Source organism: Streptomyces sp. NPDC093260 (assembly GCF_040683715.1).
GTDB classification, from domain to species: domain Bacteria; phylum Actinomycetota; class Actinomycetes; order Streptomycetales; family Streptomycetaceae; genus Streptomyces; species Streptomyces sennicomposti.
The window spans coordinates 134,646-156,067 of the sequence record NZ_JBFBEK010000008.1 but is presented as its reverse complement, the minus strand read 5'-3'; the positions used below and the strand labels follow the sequence as shown (position 1 = coordinate 156,067).

Here is a 21,422-nt window from a genome sequence, read left to right as displayed (position 1 = left end):
GGGACCGGGGGAGGGGAGGGTGCGCCGTTCAGCTCGCCGTGGTTCCGGCGGCCGGCCGGCTCACCCCCGCGGGCACCCGGGTGCGGGGCGCGGGAGCGGTGACCGGTCCGTGGCCGGCGCCGCCGTGGACGGCGGCGGTCGCCGGGGTGGAGGAGGGCACGGTGAGGGTCAGCGGCTGCCCGGCGGAGGGGACCCAGCCGGAGACCGCGCCCGCGTACGGCGTGCCGAACGCGGTGCCGTTCAGGGTGGCGCCGGCGGGCAGGGTGGCGGTGACCGCCACGCCGCCCGGGGCCGTCACCGTGACGGTGCCGCCGATGCGGTACGCGCTCACCTGGCCGGACCGCACGGCCGTCTGCCAGGCGGCGCGCCGCTTCAGCTCGGCGCCGATGTCCTTCATCCGGAGGTTCACCAGGGGGGTGCCGTCGGTGAACAGGGCGTGGTAGCCGTCCAGCACTCCGTTCAGCACCGGGTAGGCGAGACGGTCCTCGGCGAGGTTGGACTGGTGGATGAAGTGCGGCTTGGGGTCGCCGGCCAGCACGTGGCCGAGGGCGATCCGCGTCTCCAGCGGCACGATGTGGTCGCTGTAGCCGGTGGCGGTGTCCAACGGGGCCGGCAGACAGGTGGTGGTGGCCGGGTTGTCCTCGCAGATGCCGCTGCCGCCCTGCGCGCGGCTGGTGTAGATCCAGTTGTACTCGTCGACCTGTTCGCTCGCGTGCCCGGCGTTGTAGAACACGTTCATCGGGTAGCGGGAGACGGTCGTGGCGGGACCGACCTGACGCTGCACCGGGTCACGGGAGTTGTCGGAGGCGAGCCAGGTGACGCCGTTGTCGGCGAGCGCCGGGCCCAGGTTGGGGTTGTCGGCCGGCTGCTGCGGCAGGATCCTCAGCCCGGAGTGCTCGCCGGTGACCAACTCGTCGTTCTGCAGCGGCAGCCCGGCGCTCCGCCCCCAGACCCGGTTGAGCGCGATCTCGTCGGAGATGTCCTGCCGGCTGACCCACTTGGTGCTGCCGTCGGCGTTGGTGTCGCACCTCCAGGGCACCACCGTGACGTCCTGCCGGCAGCCGAGGAAGGCGTGCGTGTAGGTGTGGTTGACCCAGCGGAACTCGTCGCGGTCGGCGATCAGCTTGTCGGCCAGCAGGTCGACGCCGTCGTTGTCCGACCGCTGGTCGACGCTGCCGGCGCCGTTGTAGACCAGGTCGAGGGTGAAACCGTGCTGCTGCTCCCAGGCGGTGGCGTGGTCGACGTCGGCCGGGGTCATGCGGATGGGGTCGGGGGTGCCCTCGCCGACGGGGCAGTCGACGTCGCCCGGCGTGCAGTTGAGCCGCGTGTCCCAGCGGTCGTCGGCCGCGAACACGTCGTCCACGTGCACGGCGAAGTAGTTGCGGGTCGCGCCCAGGTGCACGTCGCCGGTCATCCACTCCACGATGCCCCGGGCCAGCAGGCGGAACTGCTCCTGGTACTGGTTGTAGACGAAGGTGACGACGAGTTCGCGCCGCCCGTCGTGCCGGTACTCGCCGACCAGCGAACCGCTGGCGGACCGGCCCGGGATCGGGGCCTGGACGTACGGGGTGAAGTCGGCGCCCGGCGCCGGCTGCGCGAGGTAGGCGTAACTCTCGCCCACGGTCGGGGAGTTGTCCTCAAAGGGCACGGCCCCCTTGAGGTAGCCGAAGGGACCCGCCTTGCCCGCCGCCGTCACCTCGGCCTGGACGCCGTCGATGCTGCCGGAATAGCCGCCGGCGGTCGGGTACTGCAGTCCCGCCTCGGGGCGCGCGTACGTGTAGGCGTCCACCTGAGGGACGCCGTAGGCCTGCTCGTAGGATGCCAGGGCCGTCATCTCGGCGGAGCCCGCCGGGAACGGATTGTCGTTGGGCAGGACGACGGCCTGGTACTTGGCCCGCGGCCGGCCGTCCACCGTGTCCGCGAGGAAGGCGGCGTCGATCACGGGTCTTTTGGACTGCGTCAGGTCGATCTCGGTGTAGGGCGTTCCGGCCGTGTCCAACTCGGCGGCTATCGCATCGGTGGCGGGACCGCCGTCGCTGACGATCAGCGTGCGCAGATCGACGCGGGGCGCGGTGGCGTCTGCGTGCGCGGCGCCGGCGGGCAGCCCCAGCGCGGCGACGAGCGCGCCCACCGTGAGCGCGGTGGTGCGAATGGTCCGCTTCATTGCGGTGAAGTCCTCTCCCCCCGGGCAGGGGTGAGCACAGCTCCGCGGAGCGGACGCACCCCCTTGTGCGGCGCCGGCATCCCCTCGAGACCGGTCGTCGCACATCCGTCGCGTCATATGGTGATGGGTTTGTGTGACTTTCGTGGCCGTCTTGCGCGTCCTGACGGAAAAACGCAGGTGACCACGGTGCCGGCCCCCGGCCTTGGACGCGCTGGCGGTCGCCCGGTGCCGGCCGTGGCACGAGAGGGTCCGCGGTGGCGGGTGCGCAGGTCGGGGCGGGTGCGTGCACCGGCGGACCGTCTCCGGTCCGCCGGTGGGGCGCCGCCGGCGCGGGCCGTGCCGGCTCGTCGGCTTCCGGCCGAAATCAGGTCGTCGCGGACGGCGCCTCCGGGCCCTCAGGCGCAGGCCACCCGGACGTCCGGCGTGTAGACCGGGCCGCCGTTGGTGTTCGTGCTGTCGCTGAACTCGGCGTAGTAGTACGAGTAGAAGCCGATGTTGCCGTTGCAGCCCGAGTCGGCGGCGATCTGCAGGGTCAGGGTGACGGTGCGGCTCTGGCCGGGCGGGATCGTCGCGCCGTAGTTGGCGCCGAGGTTGGCCGGACCGGTGCCGGAACAGGGGGTGCTGCCGGCGGCCGTGGCCAGTGAGCAGCCGGTGAAGCTGTACTTCAGGTCGGGCCGCTGGGTGGTCAGCCAGGTCGGGTCGATCGTCTGGTAGACGAACCAGACGTCGTAGGTCCGGTTGTTGGTCAGCGTCATGGACAGCTGGACCGTGCCGCCGGGGGTGGTGGTCGCGGTGTCGGTGGAGAACGTCAGGGCGGCCGGGGCCGGGTCCGCGCTCGCGCTGGGGGCGAGACCGAAGACGGCGAGGACGAGACCGAGGACCGTGGCGAGGCCGAAGCGCCGCATCAGAGGTGATCGCATGGCCCGGGAGGCTAGAGAAGCGGCAGCCGCCCCGTCTGCCCCTCGCCTGCCGCCCCGCACCCGGCCTGGCCGAAGGTGTGCGCGGCGTGAAGGTGCGGTGGGGGTGGTGTGCAACCGGGTGTGCGACACTCGAACACCCACTGTACCGGCATGGTGACGGAGTGATTCCGCAAGGATGTCGGGTCTCGCCGCGGCCGGAACGTCCGGGTCCGCGCGGACCCACTTTGGCGCGTACCTGACCTTCAGGCGGGGATAGGGCAGCGGGTGCGGCGAGGGCCGGGGTTCTCGACGGCCTGGGCGGCGGCCCGGTTGTGAGTGTTTCAAGAACTTCGGTCCGCGATGTTGACCGGCTCTCGCGACCGCTGCACATTACCTAACGGTAGAACCTGTCGGTAGCTACCGCGCCGCTCCTTCGTGACCGTCGGCGCGCCCCTCCGCGCGGCCCGGTGCGTACCGCTCCAGCCGTCGCACTTCCGCACGTGAGCCCACCCCACGGGCGCCGCCCTGCCCGCCTCCTCGCGCCCGCCTCCCGAGAAGAAGAGAGAGCACATGCCGAAGCGTAGCCTGCGTCATGTCATGACCGCGACAATCGCTGCCGGGGCGCTGGCCCTGGGCCTCCACGGCGGCACCGCCCAGGCCGCCGCCCCCCTGGACTACGTCGCCCTCGGCGACAGCTACAGCGCCGGTTCCGGTGTCCTGCCCGTGGACCTCAGCAACCTGCTCTGCCTGCGCTCCACGGCCGACTACCCGCACGTCGTCGCCGCCCGGACCGGCGCCCGTCTCAAGGACGTGACCTGCGGAGGCGCCCAGACGAAGGACTTCACCGAGTCCCAGTACCCGGGCGTCGCCCCGCAGGTCCAGGCGCTCGGCGCGGACACCGGCCTGGTCACCCTGACCATCGGCGGCAACGACAACGGCACCTTCATCAACGCCCTGACCTCCTGCGCCACGGCGGGCGTACTCAGCGGCGGCACCGGCAGCCCCTGCCGGGACAAGAACGGCACCCTCTTCGACGACCAGATCGACGCCAACACCTACCCCGCGCTCAGGTCCGCCCTGCGCGCCGTCCGCGACAAGGCCCCCAACGCCCGCGTGGCGGTGCTGGGTTACCCGTGGATCACCCCGGCCGCTCCCGACCCGTCCTGCTTCGTGAAGCTGCCCGTGGCCTCCGGGGACGTGGCCTATCTGCGCGGCATCCAGGCACACCTGAACGACGTCGTGCGCCACGCCGCCGAGGAGAGCGGCGCCACCTACGTGGACTTCGCCCAGGTCTCCGAGGGCCACGACGCCTGCAAGCCCGAGGGCACCCGCTGGATCGAACCGCTGCTGTTCGGCAGCAACATCGTCCCCGTCCACCCCAACGCCCTCGGCGAACGGCGCATGGCCGAACGGACCATGAGCGTGCTCGGTCTCGGCTGACCCGCGGCGGCCCGGCCCCGGTCACCGGTCCGGACCGGCCATCGGCCCGGTCGAGGCTCCGGCCACGCGGTCAGTCCAGGTCGTCGAACATGTCCAGCAGCGCCTGCTCGTCGATCTCCGGCTCGGCCGGTCCGCCGTGCGGGGCCTGCTCGGCCCACACCGTCTTGCCCTGCCGCATGTAACGGGCGCCCCAGCTCTTGGTGTACTGCGCCACCAGGAACAGCCCGCGGCCGCCCTCCTCGGTCGTGGCCGCCCGCCGGATCCGCGGCGAGGAGTTGCTGCGGTCCGACACCTCGCAGATCAGCGAGTCGCCGCGCAGCAGCCGCAGTCCCACGGGGCCCTGGCCGCCGTAGCGCACCGCGTTGGTGACCAGCTCGCTGACCACCAGGCTCGTACTGGCCTCCAGCTCCGCCATGCCCCACGCCGCCAGCTGCGCCGAGGTCACCGCCCTGGCCCGTGCCACCACCGAAGGATCGGACGCGAACTCCCAGGACGCCACCCGGTCCTCGGGCAGCGCGTGGACGCGGGCGAGCAACAGGGCCACGTCGTCGTGCGGGCCGCCGGGCAGCAGCGTCCGCGTCACCCCCTCGCAGACGTCCTCCAGCGCCGGACCCGACTCGTCAAGGGAGGCCAGCAGCCGGGACAGGCGGGCGTCGGTGTCCCCGTAGCCGCGCTCCTCCTTGAGCAGGCCGTCCGTGTACAGCGCCAGCAGACTGCCGGCCGGCACCTCGACGGTGGCGGACTCGTACGGCTGCATCCCGCCGAGCCCGAGCGGCGGCCCGGCCGGAAGGTCGAGCAGCCGCGCCTCGCCGTCCGGGGGCAGCAGCGCGGGAGGCGGATGCCCGGCACGCGCCGCCGTGCAGCGGCAGGACACCGGGTCGTAGACGGCGTACAGGCAGGTCGCCCCGGTCGCCGGGTCCTGTTCCCCGTCCGGGGAGCCGTCCGGCTCGGTCAGGGTGTGGCTGACCAGGTCGTCCAGATGGGTCAGCACCTCCTCCGGCAGCAGGTCCTGTCGGGCCAGCGTCTGCACCGCCGTACGCAGCCGGCCCATGGTCGCCGCCGCCTGGAGTCCGTTGCCGGGCACGTCCCCGACGACGAGCGCCACCCGCATCCCGGACAGCGGGATCGCGTCGAACCAGTCCCCGCCCACCCCCGCCCGGGCGTCCGCGGGCAGATACCGCGAGGCCAGGCCGACGGCGCTGACCCTGGGCAGCGCGCGCGGCAGCAGACTGCGCTGCAAGGTCAGCGACGCCTGGTGCTCCCGGCGGTAGTGGCGGGCGTTGTCCACGCTGATCGCGGCCCGGGCGGCCAGCTCGCCCGCGAGCGTCAGATCGTCCTGCTCGAACGGCCGCTCGCCGCCGCGCCGGTAGAAACCCGCCAGGCCCAGCAGACAGCCGCGGGCGCACAACGGCGCGCCCAGATAATGGTGCACGCCCTCGCCGAGCAGCTCCACCGGGTGCACGCCCCGGGCCGGAAGCCCGGCCAGCGCCGCTGTCGGCACGGAGTCGGCGACCGGCCCCTCCGTCTCCAGACACCGCGCCTGGGGCGTACCGACCGGATACTCCACGGGCCGGTCCACGCCGTCGACCGACGTGTCGCCGTACTCCTCGCCCGCCCAGGCCGCCACCCGGCGCAGCCCCGCCTCCGGCCACGGCCGGCCGAGCGGTGGCTCCTCGCCCGTCAGGGCGCTCTCGACCAGATCGACGACGACCAGGTCCGCGAAGCCCGGCACGGCGATCTTCGCCAGCTCCTCGGCGGTGCGCCGCATGTCCAGGCTGGTGCCGAGGCGGACGCCCGCCTCGTTCAGCAGGGACAGCCGGCCGCGCGCCTCCGCGGCGATCCGGCCGACCCCCGGCTCGCCGACCAGCAACAACCACCGGTCGGCGGGCTCCGCGTCGGACAGCGGGCTCGCCGGCGGCTCGGCACCGGACGGCGGGCTCCCACCCGGTTCGGCGCCGGGTGGCGGGCCCTCGCCCCGTCCGGTGGCGGGCGCACCGCTCGCCTCAGGTTTGGTGATGGCGGGGGGTCGGCCTCGGTCCGGCTCGGTGACGGTGCGGGGCTGACCCTGGCCCGGCGCGACGGGGGAGGACGGTTGCCGGTCCGCCCCGGTGGGCGGCGGTTCGTACGGCCCCGCCTTCCCCGGCCTGGGGGCCACGTCTTCCGCGCCGTGCGCGGGCACTCCGGTCCCCTCCACCCCGTGCGCGGGCATTCCGTTCCCGGCCGGTCCCGGTATGCCCGGCCCCGGCACCGGCGGTTCGATCCGCTCCCGTCCGTGCGGCGCGGGCGCCACCGGCGCGAACAGCCCGGCGGCGGCCGGACCGCCCGCCGAGGGATCGGGAAGGCCCAGCAGCGGCACCTCACGGCCGTCCGGCGCGGTCGCGGTCACGGCGACCGCGCCGGACGCACCACCGCGCCGGTCCACGAACCCGACCTCCACCGCCGCGCCGTCCGCCTCGCCGTGCTGCAGCTCCCGGCGGCGCAGCAGGGCGACGCGCCCGCCCGCAAGTGGCACCTCGGCGTACGCCTCGCCGCTGGCGGAGATCAGCTCGATGGCCCGCTCCAGCAGCGCCATCCGCTCCTGCGGACTCAGCTCGGGCGCCGGTCCGCCGGGCCGCAGAAGTTCGCCCGAGCCGATGTGGAGATGTACCGCTCCACTGACCCTCCTGGCCCGGTGGAAGGACCGCATCAGCTCGCGTTCGCGGGCCGTGCTCAGCTTCAGCAGCCGTTCTCCGATGCGCTCGGTGGCGTCCTGGAGCACCAGCGCCATCCCGGGCTCGCCCAGCATCCGGGGCACGGAGAGGTTGACCGCGCCCTGAACACCGCCGCCCACTGGGTCGCGCACCGGCGCGGCCATGCAGGTCAGCTCCTTGAGGTTGTGCAGGAAGTGCTCCTGGCCGACGACGACGAACGGCGCCCGGGTGCTCAGTACCATGCTGACGCTGCTGGTCCCCATGAAGCGCTCGTCGACGTTGGCGCCCGGCACCAGCGAGGCCGCGTCCATCAGGTCCAGTCCCGCCGGGTCGCCGCGCCGGTCCACGAGCCGCGCGTGCGAGTCGGCCAGCGCGATGGTCACCGGGAGGCCGGTGAAGCGCCGGCGCAGCCGGTCCAGCACCGGCGCGGCGGCCCTGAGCAGTCGGGAGTCCGGATCCAGGTCGCGTTCGACGGGCAGCGTCACGCCCTCCTGGTCGATGCCGAGCGAGTGCGAACGCTGCCAGGAGGCGAGGATCTCCGGACGTACACCGGCGACCGGCGGCTCCCGGTTGCCGTGACCGTCCGGAGGAGTTGGGTGCGACTCCACCCAGCCAGCGTAAGCGGACGGCGTCGCATCCGCTCGGCACGCTCCCGCGCCCGCCGGCCCTGCCCGCGCGCCGCATGTGTGGCCGCCCCCGTACGGAGCGACGGGGGCGGCCACGTGTGGGCCGGCCGCCTCAGGCGGCGCAGTGGAACTTCGCGTCCGCCCAGTCGCCGTGGTCGCCGGACTTCGTGCCGTCGGTGTCGGTGACCACCAGATGGACGTGGCGGGCGCGCGCCAGCGGCACGTCCACCGGCAGCGGATCGGACTTCCCGCTCACCGCCGGCGAGGTCCACACGGTCTTCCCGTCGGCGACGACCGAGAAGGACACCCCGCCGTAGCCGTTGATCTCGTCGTCGATGCCGGCGGTCGCGGTCAGCGAGGCGCACCGGCCGCCGAGCCAGAACTCGATGTCGGAGTCGGCGTGCACCCCGATGCCCTTGGCGTAGACGGTGCCGTTCAGGGTGAGGGTGTGGCCGTCGCCGGCGGCCGACTCGCCGTTGCTGCGGTCGCGCTCGGCCGGCCCGTAGCCGTTGACGGAGTTCAGCCAGGGCAGATCACCGGCCCAGCTGTCCTCACCGGGAGGGGCGGGCATGGTGCGCACGGCGGTCCGCTGTGCGGTGACGTGGTCCTCGCCCGCCGCGCGGTACCCGGCCGTGCCGGTCAGGACGGCCTCGCCCGCCGTGGCCCCGGCCGGCGCCGTCACGGTGAAGTCCGCGCTGGTCCGCTCGCCCGGCTTCAGCCGGCCGACGGTGCGCTCGGACGATACGGTCCAGCCCTGCGGGGCGGTCACCGAGAGCGTGGTCGCGGTGCTGCCCGTGCGGCCCGCGGTGAAGTCGACCGTGACCTTGCCGGACACCCCGGCGCCCAGCTCCCCGGGCGGGGTGAGCGCCACGGTGCCGGTCGCCGCCGGGACCTTGCCGCCGACCGCGCTCGCCCCGTCGAGGTCGACGCGGAAGGCGCGGGCGGTGCTCAGGGAGCGGGTCTTGACCCGGACGACCCCGGCCCGGTCCGAGGCGTCGTACCACCAGCCCTCGGCGGCGGCGTCGAAGGCGGCCTTCGAGGCGGCCCTGGGGAGGGCACGGCCGTCCAGGGCGACGTGCCGCGGCGACGAGCCGGTGTGCACGGTGAACGCGTACGGGCGGCTCTGCTGCTTCCCGGCGAAGTTCCCCTTGGCCGCCCCGACCGCGATGCGCACCGCCCCGGCGCCGCTGCGCGGCGCGGTCACGGTCACCGGCTGCTCGGAGTACGCGCCCGCTCGGTGGCTGCGGGTGACGCCGTCGTCCTCGTAGAGGGTGAAGGAGCTGTGGCCCTGCGGGTAGAGGTCCCAGGCGAGCGGGGAGTCAGCGGTGCGGTCACGGTAGGAGTTGACGCCCGGCCACATCGGGATCGTCGCGCCCGCCTTCACGAACAGCGGCAGGGTGTCCAGCGGGGCCTGGTAGCCGTCCACCGTGGTCGGGCCGTGGTAGGTGCGGCCGGACCAGTAGTCGATCCAGTCGCCCGCGGGCAGGTAGATGCCGTCGCGCACGGAGGTGTCGCTGTACACGGGGGCGACGAGGAAGTCCTCACCGGTCAGGAACTCGTACGTGGCGGCGGCGCCGGCCGCGTTCGGGTCGTGCGGGTACTCCAGCGCCAACGGCCGCACGGGGCCGACGCCGGTCCGGTTGGCCTCGGCCGCGTACGTGTACATGTACGGCAGCAGGGACTCCTTCAGCTTCAGGTACCTGCGGTTGATGCCGGTGTACGGCTCGCCGTACTGGTACGGCTGTTTGTCCTCGGCGGCCCAGCCGTCCATCGTCATCACGGCCGGCAGGAACGACTTCCACTCCAGGTCGCGGGTGTACGTCTTGGCGCTGCCGCCGAAGATGCCGTCCACGTCGCCGGTGGTGTAGGCGAGGCCGGACATGGTGGCGCCCGCGTACGTGGGTATCTGCCAGCGGATGTAGTCCCAGCTGCCGGACTGGTCGCCGCTCCACTGCACCCCGCAGCGCTGCGCGCCCGCCCAGCTCTCCGGCGCCCAGGTGAAACCGCGCGCGTCGCTGTTGTCCTCGATCCCCCGGTAGGCGGCCTTGCAGCCGTCCAGGGCGAACTTGTAGCCGTCGCCCACCCAGGCCACGTCCAGCTTGGCCACCCGCTGGCCCGCCCTGACCTGGTCGGCCAGCTTGTCGAGGCCGTCCTCGGTCCACAACCCCAGCTGCGCGTCACGGGAGTTGAGGCCTTCGGCCGTCTCGGCGAGGTCCTCGTAGCCGCAGCCGTAACCGTCGTTGACGAGCATCCAGCCCAGCGGCATGTCGTTCTTCTTGTAGTCCTCCGCGACCTTCAGCGCGTCCAGGGTGTGCCGCTCGCCCCTGTTGGCGTTGTGCAGATAGCAGTCGGAGTCGCCGACTTCGAGGCCGTAGACCGGGGGCAGCATCGGGCGGCCGGTGAGCTTCGTGTACGCGCCGATGACGTCCTTGGCGGAGTCGCCGGCGAAGTAGTAGGCGTCGAACCGGTTTTCCCGCTCGGTGGTGGTGACCGGGTCGGTGAAGGCGTAGGCGCCGGGGGCGTAGGTGTTGCGGTAGACGCCGTAGCCCGCCGAAGAAAGGTAGAAGGGAACGGAGTTGGGATGGCCGCCCTCGTTCCAGTCGTAGTCGACGCCGACTTCCAGGGTCTTGCCGCGGTGCGAGGTGTTGCCGCTGCCGTTCTGCTCGCCCGCGCCGTAGAACTGCTCGTCGGCGCCGCGCGCGAGGGTCTGGGTGGTGGCCGTGCCGTTCCAGCTGAGGCCACGGCTCTCCGCCCACAGCCGGGTGCCGTCGGCCCGGTACAGGGCGAACCGCAGCGGCGACCCGTACACCCGCAGCGTCACCTTGTCCGTGGACAGTTCGTAGCGGTCCCCGCGGTCGGACCAGCGCGTGGCCGGCGGCTTGCCCTGGGGCAGCACGATGTCGTCGCCGACCGGGTCGGTGAAGGTCCCGTCGGGCGCCGCCTCGATGCGGAGGGTGTCGGCGGAGACGAACGAGACGCGCGCCTTCGCCGCGCCCGCGGTGAAGGTGTAGACGGCGCCCGACCGGGAGAAGCCGGTGACCGCGCCGATGACGGTGTCGGTCGCGGCGGCGTCCGCCGACGTGCCGGCTGCCGGTGCGGCCGGCCCGGCCGCGGTCGTCCCGAGCACCGCCAGCACCGCGGCGGCGGCCAGAACCGCCCCTCGGGAACCCGTGGTTGTGCGTCTGCGGGGTGGAACGGTCATGTCGATCCCTTCGCACACGTCGATCGGCGCGGGTCCGGACCTACCGGGACCCGGTACTGGAACTGCCTTGGTGCCGTGATGGTGCCGTGGTGCTCGAATCCGCCGTGCTGCCGTGCTGCCACAGAGGTGGCGCCGTGGCGTGTGATGATTGAACCTGCTTGCTATGAGCTGAAAGCGAGCAGAAACAAGCATGCGAGGGATGGTATAGCGCACATCCCGTCACTCTGACCAGACCGTGTGCGCGCGGACCGGACCGCGCGCCCGGACCGGACGCGTCGGACACGCGGGTGAGGAACCGGGTCGGGCGGGGGGGCGCGGCACGGCCGCCGGTGGTGAAGTCGTCGGCGCGGGGAAGGCTGCTGGCGGACGTCCGGTCCCGACCCCTGGAGGACATCGACATGCCCCTGACCCCGCAAGAGCGCGAGAGCTTCCTCGCCGAGCCGCACATCGCCGCGCTGGCGGTCGACGCCGGTGCGGGACGAGCTCCGCTGACGGTGCCCATCTGGTACCAGTACGCGCCGGGCGGCGACGTATGGATCATGACCGGACTGCACTCCCGCAAGAACCGGCTCATCGGCGCGGCGGGCCGGTTCTCGCTGATGGTCGAACGGATCGAACCCACCGTCCGCTACGTCTCCGTGGAGGGACCGGTCACCGGGACGTCGCCCGCCACCGTCGAGTTGCTGCGCGAGATGTCGGCCCGCTACCTTCCGGCCGACAAGGTCGACGCCTATGTCGACGCGGCCTGGAAGAACCACGGCGAGCAGGTCGTCGTCCGCATGCGCCCGGAGCGCTGGCTCTCCTCCGACCTCGGGTCCGTGTGACCTGACGCCCGCCGCCGGCCCGCCGACGATCCGGGCCGCGCCGACGGACGGCAATGTCAGTGCCGTGCAGCACAATGCCGTCCACAATAAAGGGAGATCAACATCGCTTGCTCCGGGTAAGCGGTCCTCAGTCTCCGACTTCAGGAAGGCCACGCTGATGCAGCCCGTCCCTGGCCAGGCACAGGCCCACGTAGTGTCGTTGACCGCCCGCCGGCAGCAGACCGGCACCGTGCGGAACCCCGCCGAGGCGGGCGTCCCCGCGGGCCCCGCCCCGGCACGCCCGGGCGGCCCGGCGCCCCGGCGGGGCCGCCCGGCCGCGCCACCCGGCCCCGCCGGGGCGGACATCCTGCGCATCGTCGGCGACTCGCGTCACCCCGTCTTCCTCACCGTGCACGCCGACGGGCGGCGCAGATACGGCTACTGGCAGCCGCTGGACGCGCGGACCGGCAAGGGCGGCTGCTACGTCGCCCTGGCCACCGACGCGTGCGACGCGCTGTACGAGGCGGGACGAATAGCCCTCGGCGAACCCCTCGTCGACGCCACCAGGACGACCTACCGCGTCCGCGCCGCACAGGCTCCGGCGGCGTCCCGGAGCACCCCCCGCCGCGCGGCACAGCGATGGGAGCGGGCCGCCTGACGCGCCGAATCCCGCGGCAGCCCGGGACCGCGTCTGTGACCTGACCTCGCGTCACCGGCCGGCTTCGCGCCCCCGGGCGCCCGAGCGTCGTCGGACCCGGGCCGGCCGGGCGCATCGCCCCACCCGGGCCGCGGCGGTCCTCCGACGCCGTATGCCCTCCACAGGACACCGGCCGGGCATGGAGCCCGCGCTCCAGGGCACAGGAGTGGTGGCCTGACGTACGGGGCGGGAGGAGACCGCGTGTTCGACGGCTTCGAGTTGACGGAGCGGGACGGGGACGGCGCCCGGCTCCGGGTGCGCCACGGCGGCGACGGGCCGGCGGTGCTGCTCCTGCACGGCCACCCGCGCACCCACGCCACCTGGCACCGCGTCGCACCCCTGCTGGCCGCCGCCGGCCACACGGTGGTCTGCCCCGACCTGCGCGGCTACGGCCGGTCGTCCAAACCCCCGACCGATCCGGAGCACCGCCCCTACTCCAAGCGTGCCATGGCCGGTGACTGCCTGGCGCTCATGCGCGGTCTCGGCCACGAACGGTTCGCCGTCGTCGGCCACGACCGGGGTGCCTACGTGGCCACCCGGCTGACCCTCGACCACCCGGAAGCGGTCGCCGCGTTGAGTGTGCTGGACGCCGTCCCCATCGCGGAGGCCCTGCGCCGCTGCGACGCGGGCTTCGCGGCGAGCTGGTGGCACTGGTTCTTCCTCGGCCAGACCGACAAACCCGCCGAACGGGTCATCAACGCCGACCCCGACGCCTGGTACCGGGCCACGCCCGACCGGATGGGCGCCGAGGCGTACGAGGACTACCGGCGCGCCGTCCACGACCCCGCCACCGTGCACGCCATGTGCGAGGACTACCGCGCCGGTCTCGGCGTCGACCGCGCACACGACGAGGCCGACCGGCGGGCAGGACGGCGCATCGCCTGCCCCCTCCAGGTCCTTTGGGCCGCCCGGGACGACATGGCCGACCTCTACGGCGACGTGCTCGGCGTCTGGCGCGACTGGGCGGCCGGCCCTCTCGACGGCGGACCGATCGACTCCGGACACCACATGGCGGAAGAGGCACCCGGGCAACTCCTCGAAGCGTTGGGCGAGTTCTGGAAGTCGTACCCCGGCTGGACCTGAACACCCGCCGGCCCCGGTCCCGTTGTCGCCGCCCGGGACCACGCACCGCCTCCGCACCCCGTCCACACCACGGACACGGGAACCGGCCCCCGGCCACTGAGGGCTACAGTGCCCGACGCTGGGTGAGGGCGCGCACCGTGAGGAGAAGGTCTGGGGAGGTCGCACGTGCGAGGGGTCGATCCTGCTTCGGGGCGGTGGACGGCGGTCGTGACCGGTTTCGCGGGACATGTCCTGCGCGGGCACGGTCAGGTCATGTTCCTGCCCCACGCGGCGGCGGGCGCGGTGTTCGTGGCGGCGCTGTTCGCGGGGGGTTGGGAGCTCGGGACGTACGGGCTGGGCGGCGCCGCCGTCGGGACCGCGACGGCCCGGCTGCTGGGGGTGGCGGAGGGCCGCGTGGAGGCGGGCGCGGAGGGATTCAACTCCTGCCTGTTCGGCGTGAGCTGTGCGGTGTTCCTCGGGCCGCAGCGGATCTCCACCGCCCTGTTGGCCTGCTTGGGCGCCGTGGTGGTCACCGTCGTCACGGCGGCGGTCGTGCGGCTGCTGCGGGTGTGGGACCTGCCGTCGTTGACCCTGCCGTACTGCCTGTCGGCCACCGGGACCGCGCTGGCCGTTCCGGCTTTCGCCCGTGTGCGGCCGTCCGCGGCGAGCCCGGCGTCGCTGCCCGAGGCGGTGTCCGGCGCCGGCGCGCCCGGTCCGGCGGAGCTGGCGCGGGGGTTCTTCGCCGCTGTGGCGCAGGTCTTCTTCCTCGACCGGTGGTACCTCGGCGCACTGCTGCTGGCCGGACTGTTCCTGGCGAGCCGTGCCGCAGGGGCGGCGGCCTGCGCCGGCAGCGCCGCGGGGACCGCGACGGCGTGGGCGCTGGGCGCGTCGGCGGAGCGCATCGCCGACGGCTCCCTGGTCTGCAACGCGGTCCTGGTGGCACTGGCGCTGTGCGGGGTGTTCCTGGAGGCGAGCCGCCCGGCCCTGCTGTACGCCGTCCTCGGCGCGGTCACCGCCACGGTGGCGACACCGGCCCTGGAAGCCCTGCTGGCGCCCTTCGGAGGACACGCCCTGACCTGGCCGTTCGTCCTGACGGCCCTGACGTTCCTGGCCGCCGCCCACTCCTTCCCGCGCCTGGCCCGCCGCCACCGCCCGGCCCCCGGACCCGCCACGACGACCCCGTGCGCCGACCGGCACACGCACCCGGCCGCCCCGTTGCCGCCGCCCGGGACAGCCGCCGCCTGATCCGGCGCGTCGCCGGACGCACACCTCGGCGGCGCAGCGCCGGTCCCGTACCTCAGCCGCGCGTCGCCCCCGACCCCCCGGCTTCCTCGGCCGGAGCAGCCAGGCGTTGACGGCCGCGCCCAGCACGACGCACACCGCGTACCCCCACGACGAGCCGCCCGGCAGCAGCAGGAGGAGCAGCAGACCGCCGGCAGCCGTGAGCGCCGGCGGCCGGACACCCGCGAACGAGGAGTCCTCGTGTGGGGGCCCGTCCGGTCGGTCGTCACCCAGACGCAGACGGCCGCGACCGCCACCGGATACGCCGTGCTCACCCAGTGGGCGCGCAGCCTGCCGGGCAGGCCGGACGGACCAGGACGGGTACCGCTGTGCATGCTGTCCCTGCGGGCGGGCCGAACACGTCACCCGTACACGCGTGCCCGGCACGGCGGCGCATGAGCGCGGGTGCTCAGATGCGGCTGAGCGCCTACTCAGGCACGGGATCCTTGGGACGGAGCAGCAGCAGGGTGGTGTCGTCGGTGCCGAGGGTGTGGTCCTGGAGGAGGGCGTCGGCGATCTCGTCCAGCGGCGCGTCCGGCTCGCCCGCACCTGACAGCCGGCGGGCGAGCGCGGTCAGCGCGTGGTCGGGGTCGGTGCCGGGCCGGTCGGTGAGACCGTCGGTGTACAGTGCGAGGGTCGCGCCGGCGGGCAGGGCCAGCCGGGTGTGCGGATAAGCGGCCTTCGGGTCGATGCCGAGCAGCATCCCGCCCGGGCCGTCCAGCGCCTGGACCCGGCCGTCCGCGTGGCGCAGCAGCGGGTGCGGATGCCCGGCGAGCGCCAGGAGGGCCCGGTGGCGACGCGGGTCCAGGCGTACATAGGCGGCGCTGGCCAGCAGCTCCGTGTCGAGAGCGGTCAGCAGCCGGTTGGTGAGGGCGAGGACCCGCCGCGGGTCGGCCCCGCCGGACGCGTGCGCGCGCACCGCGGTGCGGATCTGGCCCATGAGCGCGGCGGCGGTGGCGTTGTGGCCCTGGATGTCGCCGACGACCGCCGCCACCCGGTGGTGGCCCAGGGTGATGAGATCGTAGAAGTCGCCGCCGACGGCGAGCCCCTCGGCCGCCGGCAGATAGCGCACCGCGGTCTCCAGGCCCGGGATGCGCGGCAGCCGGTGCGGCAGCAGGGCGTCCTCCAGATCCCGGGCCAGCCCGCTGGCCGTGTCGTACTGGCGGGCCCGCGACAGCGCCTGCGCGATCAGGTCGGCCAGAGCGGTGAGGGTGGCCCGCTCCTCGGGCCCGAACTGGTGCGGGCGGTCGTACGACAGGACACAGGCACCCACCCTGCGCTGCGGGGTCAGCAACGGCAGGACCGCCCACGCGGAACCGGGGGCGAGCGTGGCGTGCAGGGGATAACGTCGCACGATCTCCTGGCGCTCCTCCAGGAAGAGCGGGACGCCCGTCGACAGGGTCAGGGTGCCGGGCGTCTCCGCGCCGGCGGGCGGCCGGTCGATGCGCTCCAGGACGCCGGGCCGGCAGCCGTGCGCACCGACCACCCGTAGCCGCCCGTCCGCCTCCACGGCCAGCAGCACCGCCCGCGAGGCGCCGAAGACGGGCAGCAGCTCGTCGGCGACCAGCCGCACGATGTCCCGTACGCCGGTGGCCCGGGCGAGCGCGCCGACCAGGTGCAGCACGTGGTAGTAGCCGTCAAGCCGCGCCGGCGCCCGCGGCGCGCCCCCGCCCTCGGGCAGCCGGGGCCGGTCGGGCTCCGGGCCGCTCTCGGTGATGCGCACGGTGATGCCGGAGAGGTCCGGGTACAGCTGGAAACACAGCCACCGGTCCGGCGGCCGCAGCACCGTGAACGCGGTCGGCTGCCGGCTCATCGCCGCCGCCCGGTAGCGCTCCTCGTAGACCGGATCGTCCAGCCACGGCAGCACCTGCCACAGCGCCCGCCCCACCAGCCCGTCGGCCGCCGCGCCCAGCAGGGCCGCCGCGGCGGGGGTGGTGAGGGTGACCCGGCCGTCCACGCCGAGCACGCACACCCCTTCCGGCAGCCGGGCGAGTGCCGACTGTTCCGGCGTGTGGTCCGGGCCGCTGGTGAGGCCCGACAGCACCAGCGGTTCGGCCGTCGGCCGGACGGGCCGCCCGGCGTCGGCCCAGTGGGCGAGGACGCGGCCGAGCACCGACGCGGCGGCCCGCAGCCGGTCGCGCTCGTCCGCGCCCAGCAGCCGGGGCCGCGAACCGGCCCAGTTCACGAACAGCGCGCCGTGCACCCGCCCGTCGCACTCCAGCGGCACGCACGCGAACGCCAGCCGGTACGGCATGATCAGCGCCGTGCGCGGATAGCGGCGGGCCATCTCCTGCGTGTCGCCCACCCACACCAGTTCCCGCTCGCGCACCGCCTCGGCCACGCCGACCGGGGCGTCCACCCGGATCCGCCGCCAGGGGCCCGCGAACTGCGGCGGCAACCCGGTGAACACGGCCAGCTCCAGCGTCTTCCCGGCCGGGTCCAGGAGGTACACCCCGCCGCCGTACGCGCCCAGCCCCGACACCGCCCCGGTCAGGCAGACCCCCAGCTCCCGCAGGGCCAGGCGGTCGGCCGCGGCCGTGGGGCGCCGCGTACCGGGAACACCGTCTGCAGTGGAGTCTTCGCCCATGGGTACCACCCTGCCCGCCGTCGGTCCGGGGCCCGGCCACGGCGGTCGCGAGGAGCCCGGCGGACCCGGGACCTCCTCCCACTATTCCACGCCGCGGCGAAGGCCGTTCGCGGGCGACGACGACCCCTGTCGGGCCGCCCGACGTCAGGAGCGGGCCCGGCGACGGCGGCGGCGCACCACCTCCGCGGCCCCGACCGCCACCGCGACCGCGGCCGCCGCCGGGACGAGAAGACCGGGCCGCGTCCGGGGCCGGTACGGCGGGGCCGGCGACGCCTCCAAGCGAATGACGGCGGTGTCGTTCCCGGGTGTGCGGTCGTAGGGGCCGTACGCGCGGACGGTCCCTGGGGCGCCGGACACCCGGCGGTCGATGCGGAAGCGGAAACCCACGGTGGTGGTCTTGTCGGCGCCGGGCGAGAAGGTGTCGCCGTCGAGGTCGCAGACGAAGGCGCCGCCCGGCTTCCCGGGCCGTCGGCACGCCCATCGGCCGTCCGTGTCCTCGAAGGTGAACGGGACGGAGGTGACCGTGGTGCCCTCCGGCGGGACCACCTCGAAGGTGCCGCGCGCGCCGACCGCTCGGCCGGGGCCGAGCTCGCGCACCCCGAGCCGTACGGTCACCGTGTCGCCGACCCGGCCCCGCACGGTGCCGGCGACCGCCGCGTAGTCGGCCTGCACGGTGGTCTCCACGGTGGTGAGGGCGCTGGCCCGGCCACCGCCGCCGGCCGGTCCGTCGGAGACCAGGGCGAGCGGCGCGCCCGTGCCCCGCACCGTCAGCCCGTCGGGCCGCCGCGGGTCGGACGACCAGGAGTACTCCACGGTGCCGGTCAGCTCCCCGGGTGCGGCGGTGAACGCCACCGGCGCCCGGGTGCGGTACGCGGCGCCCGGTGCGGCCTTCGTGGTGAAGAGGCACCAGGCGGTGGTGAACTCCGGGTCGTAGGAGCAGTTGCGGGGCCGGGAGGTCAGCACCAGACCGCCCCGCGCGGTGATCGTGAGGGCCACGCCGTGCTCGGCGGCGAACCGGCCCGGGTTGGCGAACCGGGGCCTCAGCGACGCCGGCCGCCCCGGCTGCAGCCCCGTCACCTTCCCCTCCGCCCCGGGCGCGTACAGCGTGGGACCCCCGACGAGCATCCGGGTCGTGCCGGTGACGGGGGCCGCGTTGTCGGCGCTCGCCGTGTAGGAGACCGTGCCGCCGTCGCCCGGCCGCACCCCGGCCACACCGTGCAGGGTGAAGGGCGGCATGCTCTCCCCGTCGTTGCGGAGGGTGCCGTACGAGCACGTCCACACCCAGTCGCCGCGGCGCGCGCAGTCGCCGCCGCTGCCGTCCGTCACGCGGGCCACCCCCTTCAGCCCCGAGGCGTCCACGACGACCTTGATGTTCCGCGCCGGTTCGGTGTTCCCGGGCACGACGGCGACCGGCAGTACGAAAGCGCCGTTCACCGCCCGGGCGCCCTGGTCGGCGTTGTACATCACGAAGGTCCCGGGGGCTTCGAGCCGCAGCCGGACCGTGCCGGCCGCGACGGAGGCCGCCGCCACGGTGGTCGTCCCGGCGAGGGTCAGCAGGACGACGAGGAAGCGCGCCGCGAGGGCGGTGCCTCGCCAACTGCCGCGGCCTGGGCGTGCGGTGGGTATGGGCATGCGCGGCACTATGCCATCCGCCGTCGGCGAGCCGTTGTCGAGGACCCGGCAGGCCCCGCCCGGCGGCGGGCTCAGCCGGTGAGCCGGCGCTCGATCCACTCGGCGGCGGTCCGGCGGAACAGACGGCGGTTGTCGGCGCGCTGGAAGTCGTGGCCCTCCTGCCGCAGCAGGAGCAGCGCCGCCTCCAGCCCGCGTTCCCGGGCCGCCCGCACGAACTGCTCGGACTCGCCCGGCGGCACGTTGGTGTCGTGCTCGCCGTGGACGGCCAGCACCGGGGCGCGCAGGGCGTCGATGCGGCTCATGGGCGACAGCGCGCGCAGCAGGTCGCGGTCGTGTTCCGGATGCCCGTACTTGTGGGCCGCCGACCGCGCGATCCACGGCTCGGTGCCGGCGAAGAAGGTGGCGAAGTCGGACATCCCGCAGACCGCCACACCGGTGCGGAACAGGTCCGGATGCCACACCAGGGAGGCCATCACCAGATAGCCGCCGTAGGAGCGGCCCATGACGGCCAGCCGCTGGGGGTCGGCCGGCCCGGCCAGCACCGCGTGGGCCGCGCAGTCCGCGACGTCGTCGATGGCCGCGAACCGCCCCTTGCCGAGATCCGCGTCGGTGAAGGAGCGCCCGTGCCCGCCGGAACCGCGCACGTCCGGGGCGAAGACGTCCAGCCCCCGGCCGAGCAGCTCGTGGTAGAGCGGGTCGAACACGGGCCGTTCCTGTTCCTCCGGACCGCCGTGCAGGTGGATGACGCAAGGGGCGGGCTCGGCGGGGGAGCGGCCCGGAGCGCGGTAGTACCAGCCGCCGAGGGCGAGCCCGTCCCGGGCGACGGGCCGCATCGGCACCGGCCGCACCGGGGCCCGGCCGTCCGGCGCCACGTCCTCGTCCCGCGAGGACCACGGTGTGCGCAGGGGCGTCCCCTGGGGCAGCCACCACACACCGGGCCTGCGCTGTGACCCGGACAGCGCCACGACCGGGGCGTCCGGGTCCGCGGTGGGCACGACGCGGGTGACCACCTCGTGGGGGAGCGCCACGTCCCGCACGGCCACGCCCTGGCGCAGCGGCATGGCGGCCGGGGCGCCGAACGCCGGGACGCCCGGGGCACTGGGGACACCGGGGCCGGGGGGACCGGGGGAGGGCCGCGCGTCTTCCGTCGCGTTCCCGGCCGGCTCGCCGTCCGGGGCACTCACGCCGTCGTCGGCGTCCAGTGTGGCGATCTGGAGTTCGCTGAGGCCGCGCACGTTCCAGGACAGCAGGGCCCCGCGCCCGGTGCGGTCCAGGGCCAGCAGCTCCAGACCGCGGTCGGGGCGCTCCGCGGCGACGGTGAGCCCTCGCCGGCGCCCCTGCGGGTCCAGGCGCAGCGCGTACAGGGCGGCGAACTCCCGCCCGTGGTCGCTGCGCAGCCACACCGTCAGGCCGTCGGGTGCGAAACCGCCGATCCACGGGTCGTCGTCGGCGACCGGCACCGCGCAGGTGACGGCCAGGTCCCGCAGACGGACGACGAGGGCCTCGCGGCGGGCCCGCGGCCCCCGGCGCAGCAGCGCGAGCCTTCCGTCCTGGCTCAGGTCGCACACGCGCAGGGTGGCGGCCCCGCGTTCGCCCGCCAGGAACACCGGGGCGGCCACGCCTTCCGGGTCCACCAGATACGCGGACAGGGTCAGGGGCGCCGGCTCGTCCGGGCCGTCCAGCCCGCCGCCCGGGCGGGCGTGACCGGCGGACCGTGCGGCGGGACCGGCGGCCACGGGTGTGTACGGGGGGCGGACCGCGCCGGGCGGCGGCCCGCCGAGCAGCACGGCGTGCCCGTTGCGCACGGCCCAGCCGGGCGGGTGCGGCGGCACGTGCGCCCCCGCCTGCGCGCGGACGGGACCGGCCTGCACGGTGCCCGGTTCCGGGCCCGTCGACGGCTCGGCCACGGTCACCGCGAGGGCCGAGCCGTCGTGCCGCCAGCAGCCGAGGTGGGCCGAGCTGCCCGGCTCGGCGCCGGCGAGGACGCACCGTCCGGTGCCGTCGGGGCGCACGCACAGGACCCGGGTGAGTTCGCCGCCGCCCGGCGCGGTGGTGTACGCGATCCACCGGCCGTCCGGCGACCAGGAGACCTCGGTGACCGGGTCCGGGTCGCTGTCGAGCAGCCGCACCGAGTCCCCGTCGACCGGGCCCGTCCACAGCTGCGGCACACCGCCCCGGTCGCAGATGAAGGCGACCTGCCGGCCGCTGGGGTCCACCGAGGGGTACCAGCAGCCGTGGGCCGTCACCGGCTGCGGTGCGTCGTGGGCCGCCGGGACGTCGCGCAGCGCCAGCGGCGCGGGCGCGGCCAGCGGCGCCCGCGCCGTGCCGTCCGACGGACC

The 21,422-nt window shown here is 74.7% G+C and carries 13 protein-coding genes; 6 read left to right on the top strand and 7 right to left on the bottom strand.

The window, feature by feature from the left end; all coding sequences use genetic code 11:
* Positions 1-28: 28 nt before the first annotated feature.
* Both AB0N63_RS12805 and AB0N63_RS12800 read right to left on the bottom strand, forming a co-directional pair.
* On the bottom strand, positions 29-2,164 hold the full coding sequence (locus AB0N63_RS12805) for a hypothetical protein (RefSeq protein WP_365527891.1): 2,136 nt from the start codon (positions 2,162-2,164) through the stop codon (positions 29-31).
* A 395-nt stretch (positions 2,165-2,559) separates the two neighbouring features.
* Complete coding sequence (locus tag AB0N63_RS12800) at positions 2,560-3,084, bottom strand: hypothetical protein (RefSeq protein WP_233359617.1); 525 nt, start codon at positions 3,082-3,084, stop codon at positions 2,560-2,562.
* A gap of 549 nt (positions 3,085-3,633) precedes the next feature.
* Here AB0N63_RS12800 and AB0N63_RS12795 point away from each other — a divergent pair.
* A complete protein-coding gene (locus AB0N63_RS12795; protein ID WP_365527888.1) occupies positions 3,634-4,503 on the top strand; it encodes an SGNH/GDSL hydrolase family protein in 870 nt (289 codons plus the stop codon).
* A 70-nt stretch (positions 4,504-4,573) separates the two neighbouring features.
* Here AB0N63_RS12795 and AB0N63_RS12790 read toward each other — a convergent pair whose 3' ends face one another.
* Together AB0N63_RS12790 and AB0N63_RS12785 are read right to left on the bottom strand one after the other, a co-directional pair.
* Positions 4,574-7,801 (bottom strand): SpoIIE family protein phosphatase, encoded by a 3,228-nt coding sequence (locus tag AB0N63_RS12790; protein WP_365527886.1) that lies wholly within the window; start codon positions 7,799-7,801, stop codon positions 4,574-4,576.
* Positions 7,802-7,931: 130 nt separating this feature from the next.
* On the bottom strand, positions 7,932-11,021 hold the full coding sequence (locus AB0N63_RS12785) for an NPCBM/NEW2 domain-containing protein (protein ID WP_365527883.1): 3,090 nt from the start codon (positions 11,019-11,021) through the stop codon (positions 7,932-7,934).
* A gap of 398 nt (positions 11,022-11,419) precedes the next feature.
* Here AB0N63_RS12785 and AB0N63_RS12780 point away from each other — a divergent pair, with 398 nt between their 5' ends.
* From AB0N63_RS12780 to AB0N63_RS12760, 5 genes are all read left to right on the top strand, one after another.
* Entirely contained in the window at positions 11,420-11,845 is a 426-nt protein-coding gene (locus AB0N63_RS12780) for a pyridoxamine 5'-phosphate oxidase family protein (protein ID WP_365527880.1), read from the top strand.
* Between the two features lie 199 nt (positions 11,846-12,044).
* A complete protein-coding gene (locus AB0N63_RS12775; protein ID WP_365528159.1) occupies positions 12,045-12,482 on the top strand; it encodes a cell envelope biogenesis protein OmpA in 438 nt (145 codons plus the stop codon).
* Between the two features lie 240 nt (positions 12,483-12,722).
* Positions 12,723-13,604: an alpha/beta hydrolase gene (locus AB0N63_RS12770; RefSeq protein WP_365527877.1), complete on the top strand. Its 882-nt coding sequence runs from the start codon at positions 12,723-12,725 to the stop codon at positions 13,602-13,604.
* A 165-nt stretch (positions 13,605-13,769) separates the two neighbouring features.
* Positions 13,770-14,828 (top strand): urea transporter, encoded by a 1,059-nt coding sequence (locus AB0N63_RS12765; RefSeq protein ID WP_365527875.1) that lies wholly within the window; start codon positions 13,770-13,772, stop codon positions 14,826-14,828.
* A gap of 237 nt (positions 14,829-15,065) precedes the next feature.
* Positions 15,066-15,263, top strand: a complete 198-nt coding sequence (locus AB0N63_RS12760; RefSeq protein ID WP_365527872.1) for a hypothetical protein — start codon at positions 15,066-15,068, stop codon at positions 15,261-15,263.
* A gap of 28 nt (positions 15,264-15,291) precedes the next feature.
* Here AB0N63_RS12760 and AB0N63_RS12755 read toward each other — a convergent pair whose 3' ends face one another.
* The 3 genes from AB0N63_RS12755 to AB0N63_RS12745 form a co-directional block, all read right to left on the bottom strand.
* Positions 15,292-17,451, bottom strand: coding sequence for a SpoIIE family protein phosphatase (locus AB0N63_RS12755; protein ID WP_365527869.1), 2,160 nt, complete (start codon positions 17,449-17,451; stop codon positions 15,292-15,294).
* A gap of 144 nt (positions 17,452-17,595) precedes the next feature.
* Entirely contained in the window at positions 17,596-19,083 is a 1,488-nt protein-coding gene (locus tag AB0N63_RS12750; RefSeq protein WP_365527865.1) for a hypothetical protein, read from the bottom strand.
* A 71-nt stretch (positions 19,084-19,154) separates the two neighbouring features.
* Positions 19,155-21,374 carry an alpha/beta fold hydrolase gene (locus AB0N63_RS12745; protein ID WP_365528156.1) on the bottom strand — a complete coding sequence of 740 codons (2,220 nt, stop codon included), beginning with the start codon at positions 21,372-21,374 and terminating at the stop codon, positions 19,155-19,157.
* Positions 21,375-21,422: the final 48 nt, after the last annotated feature.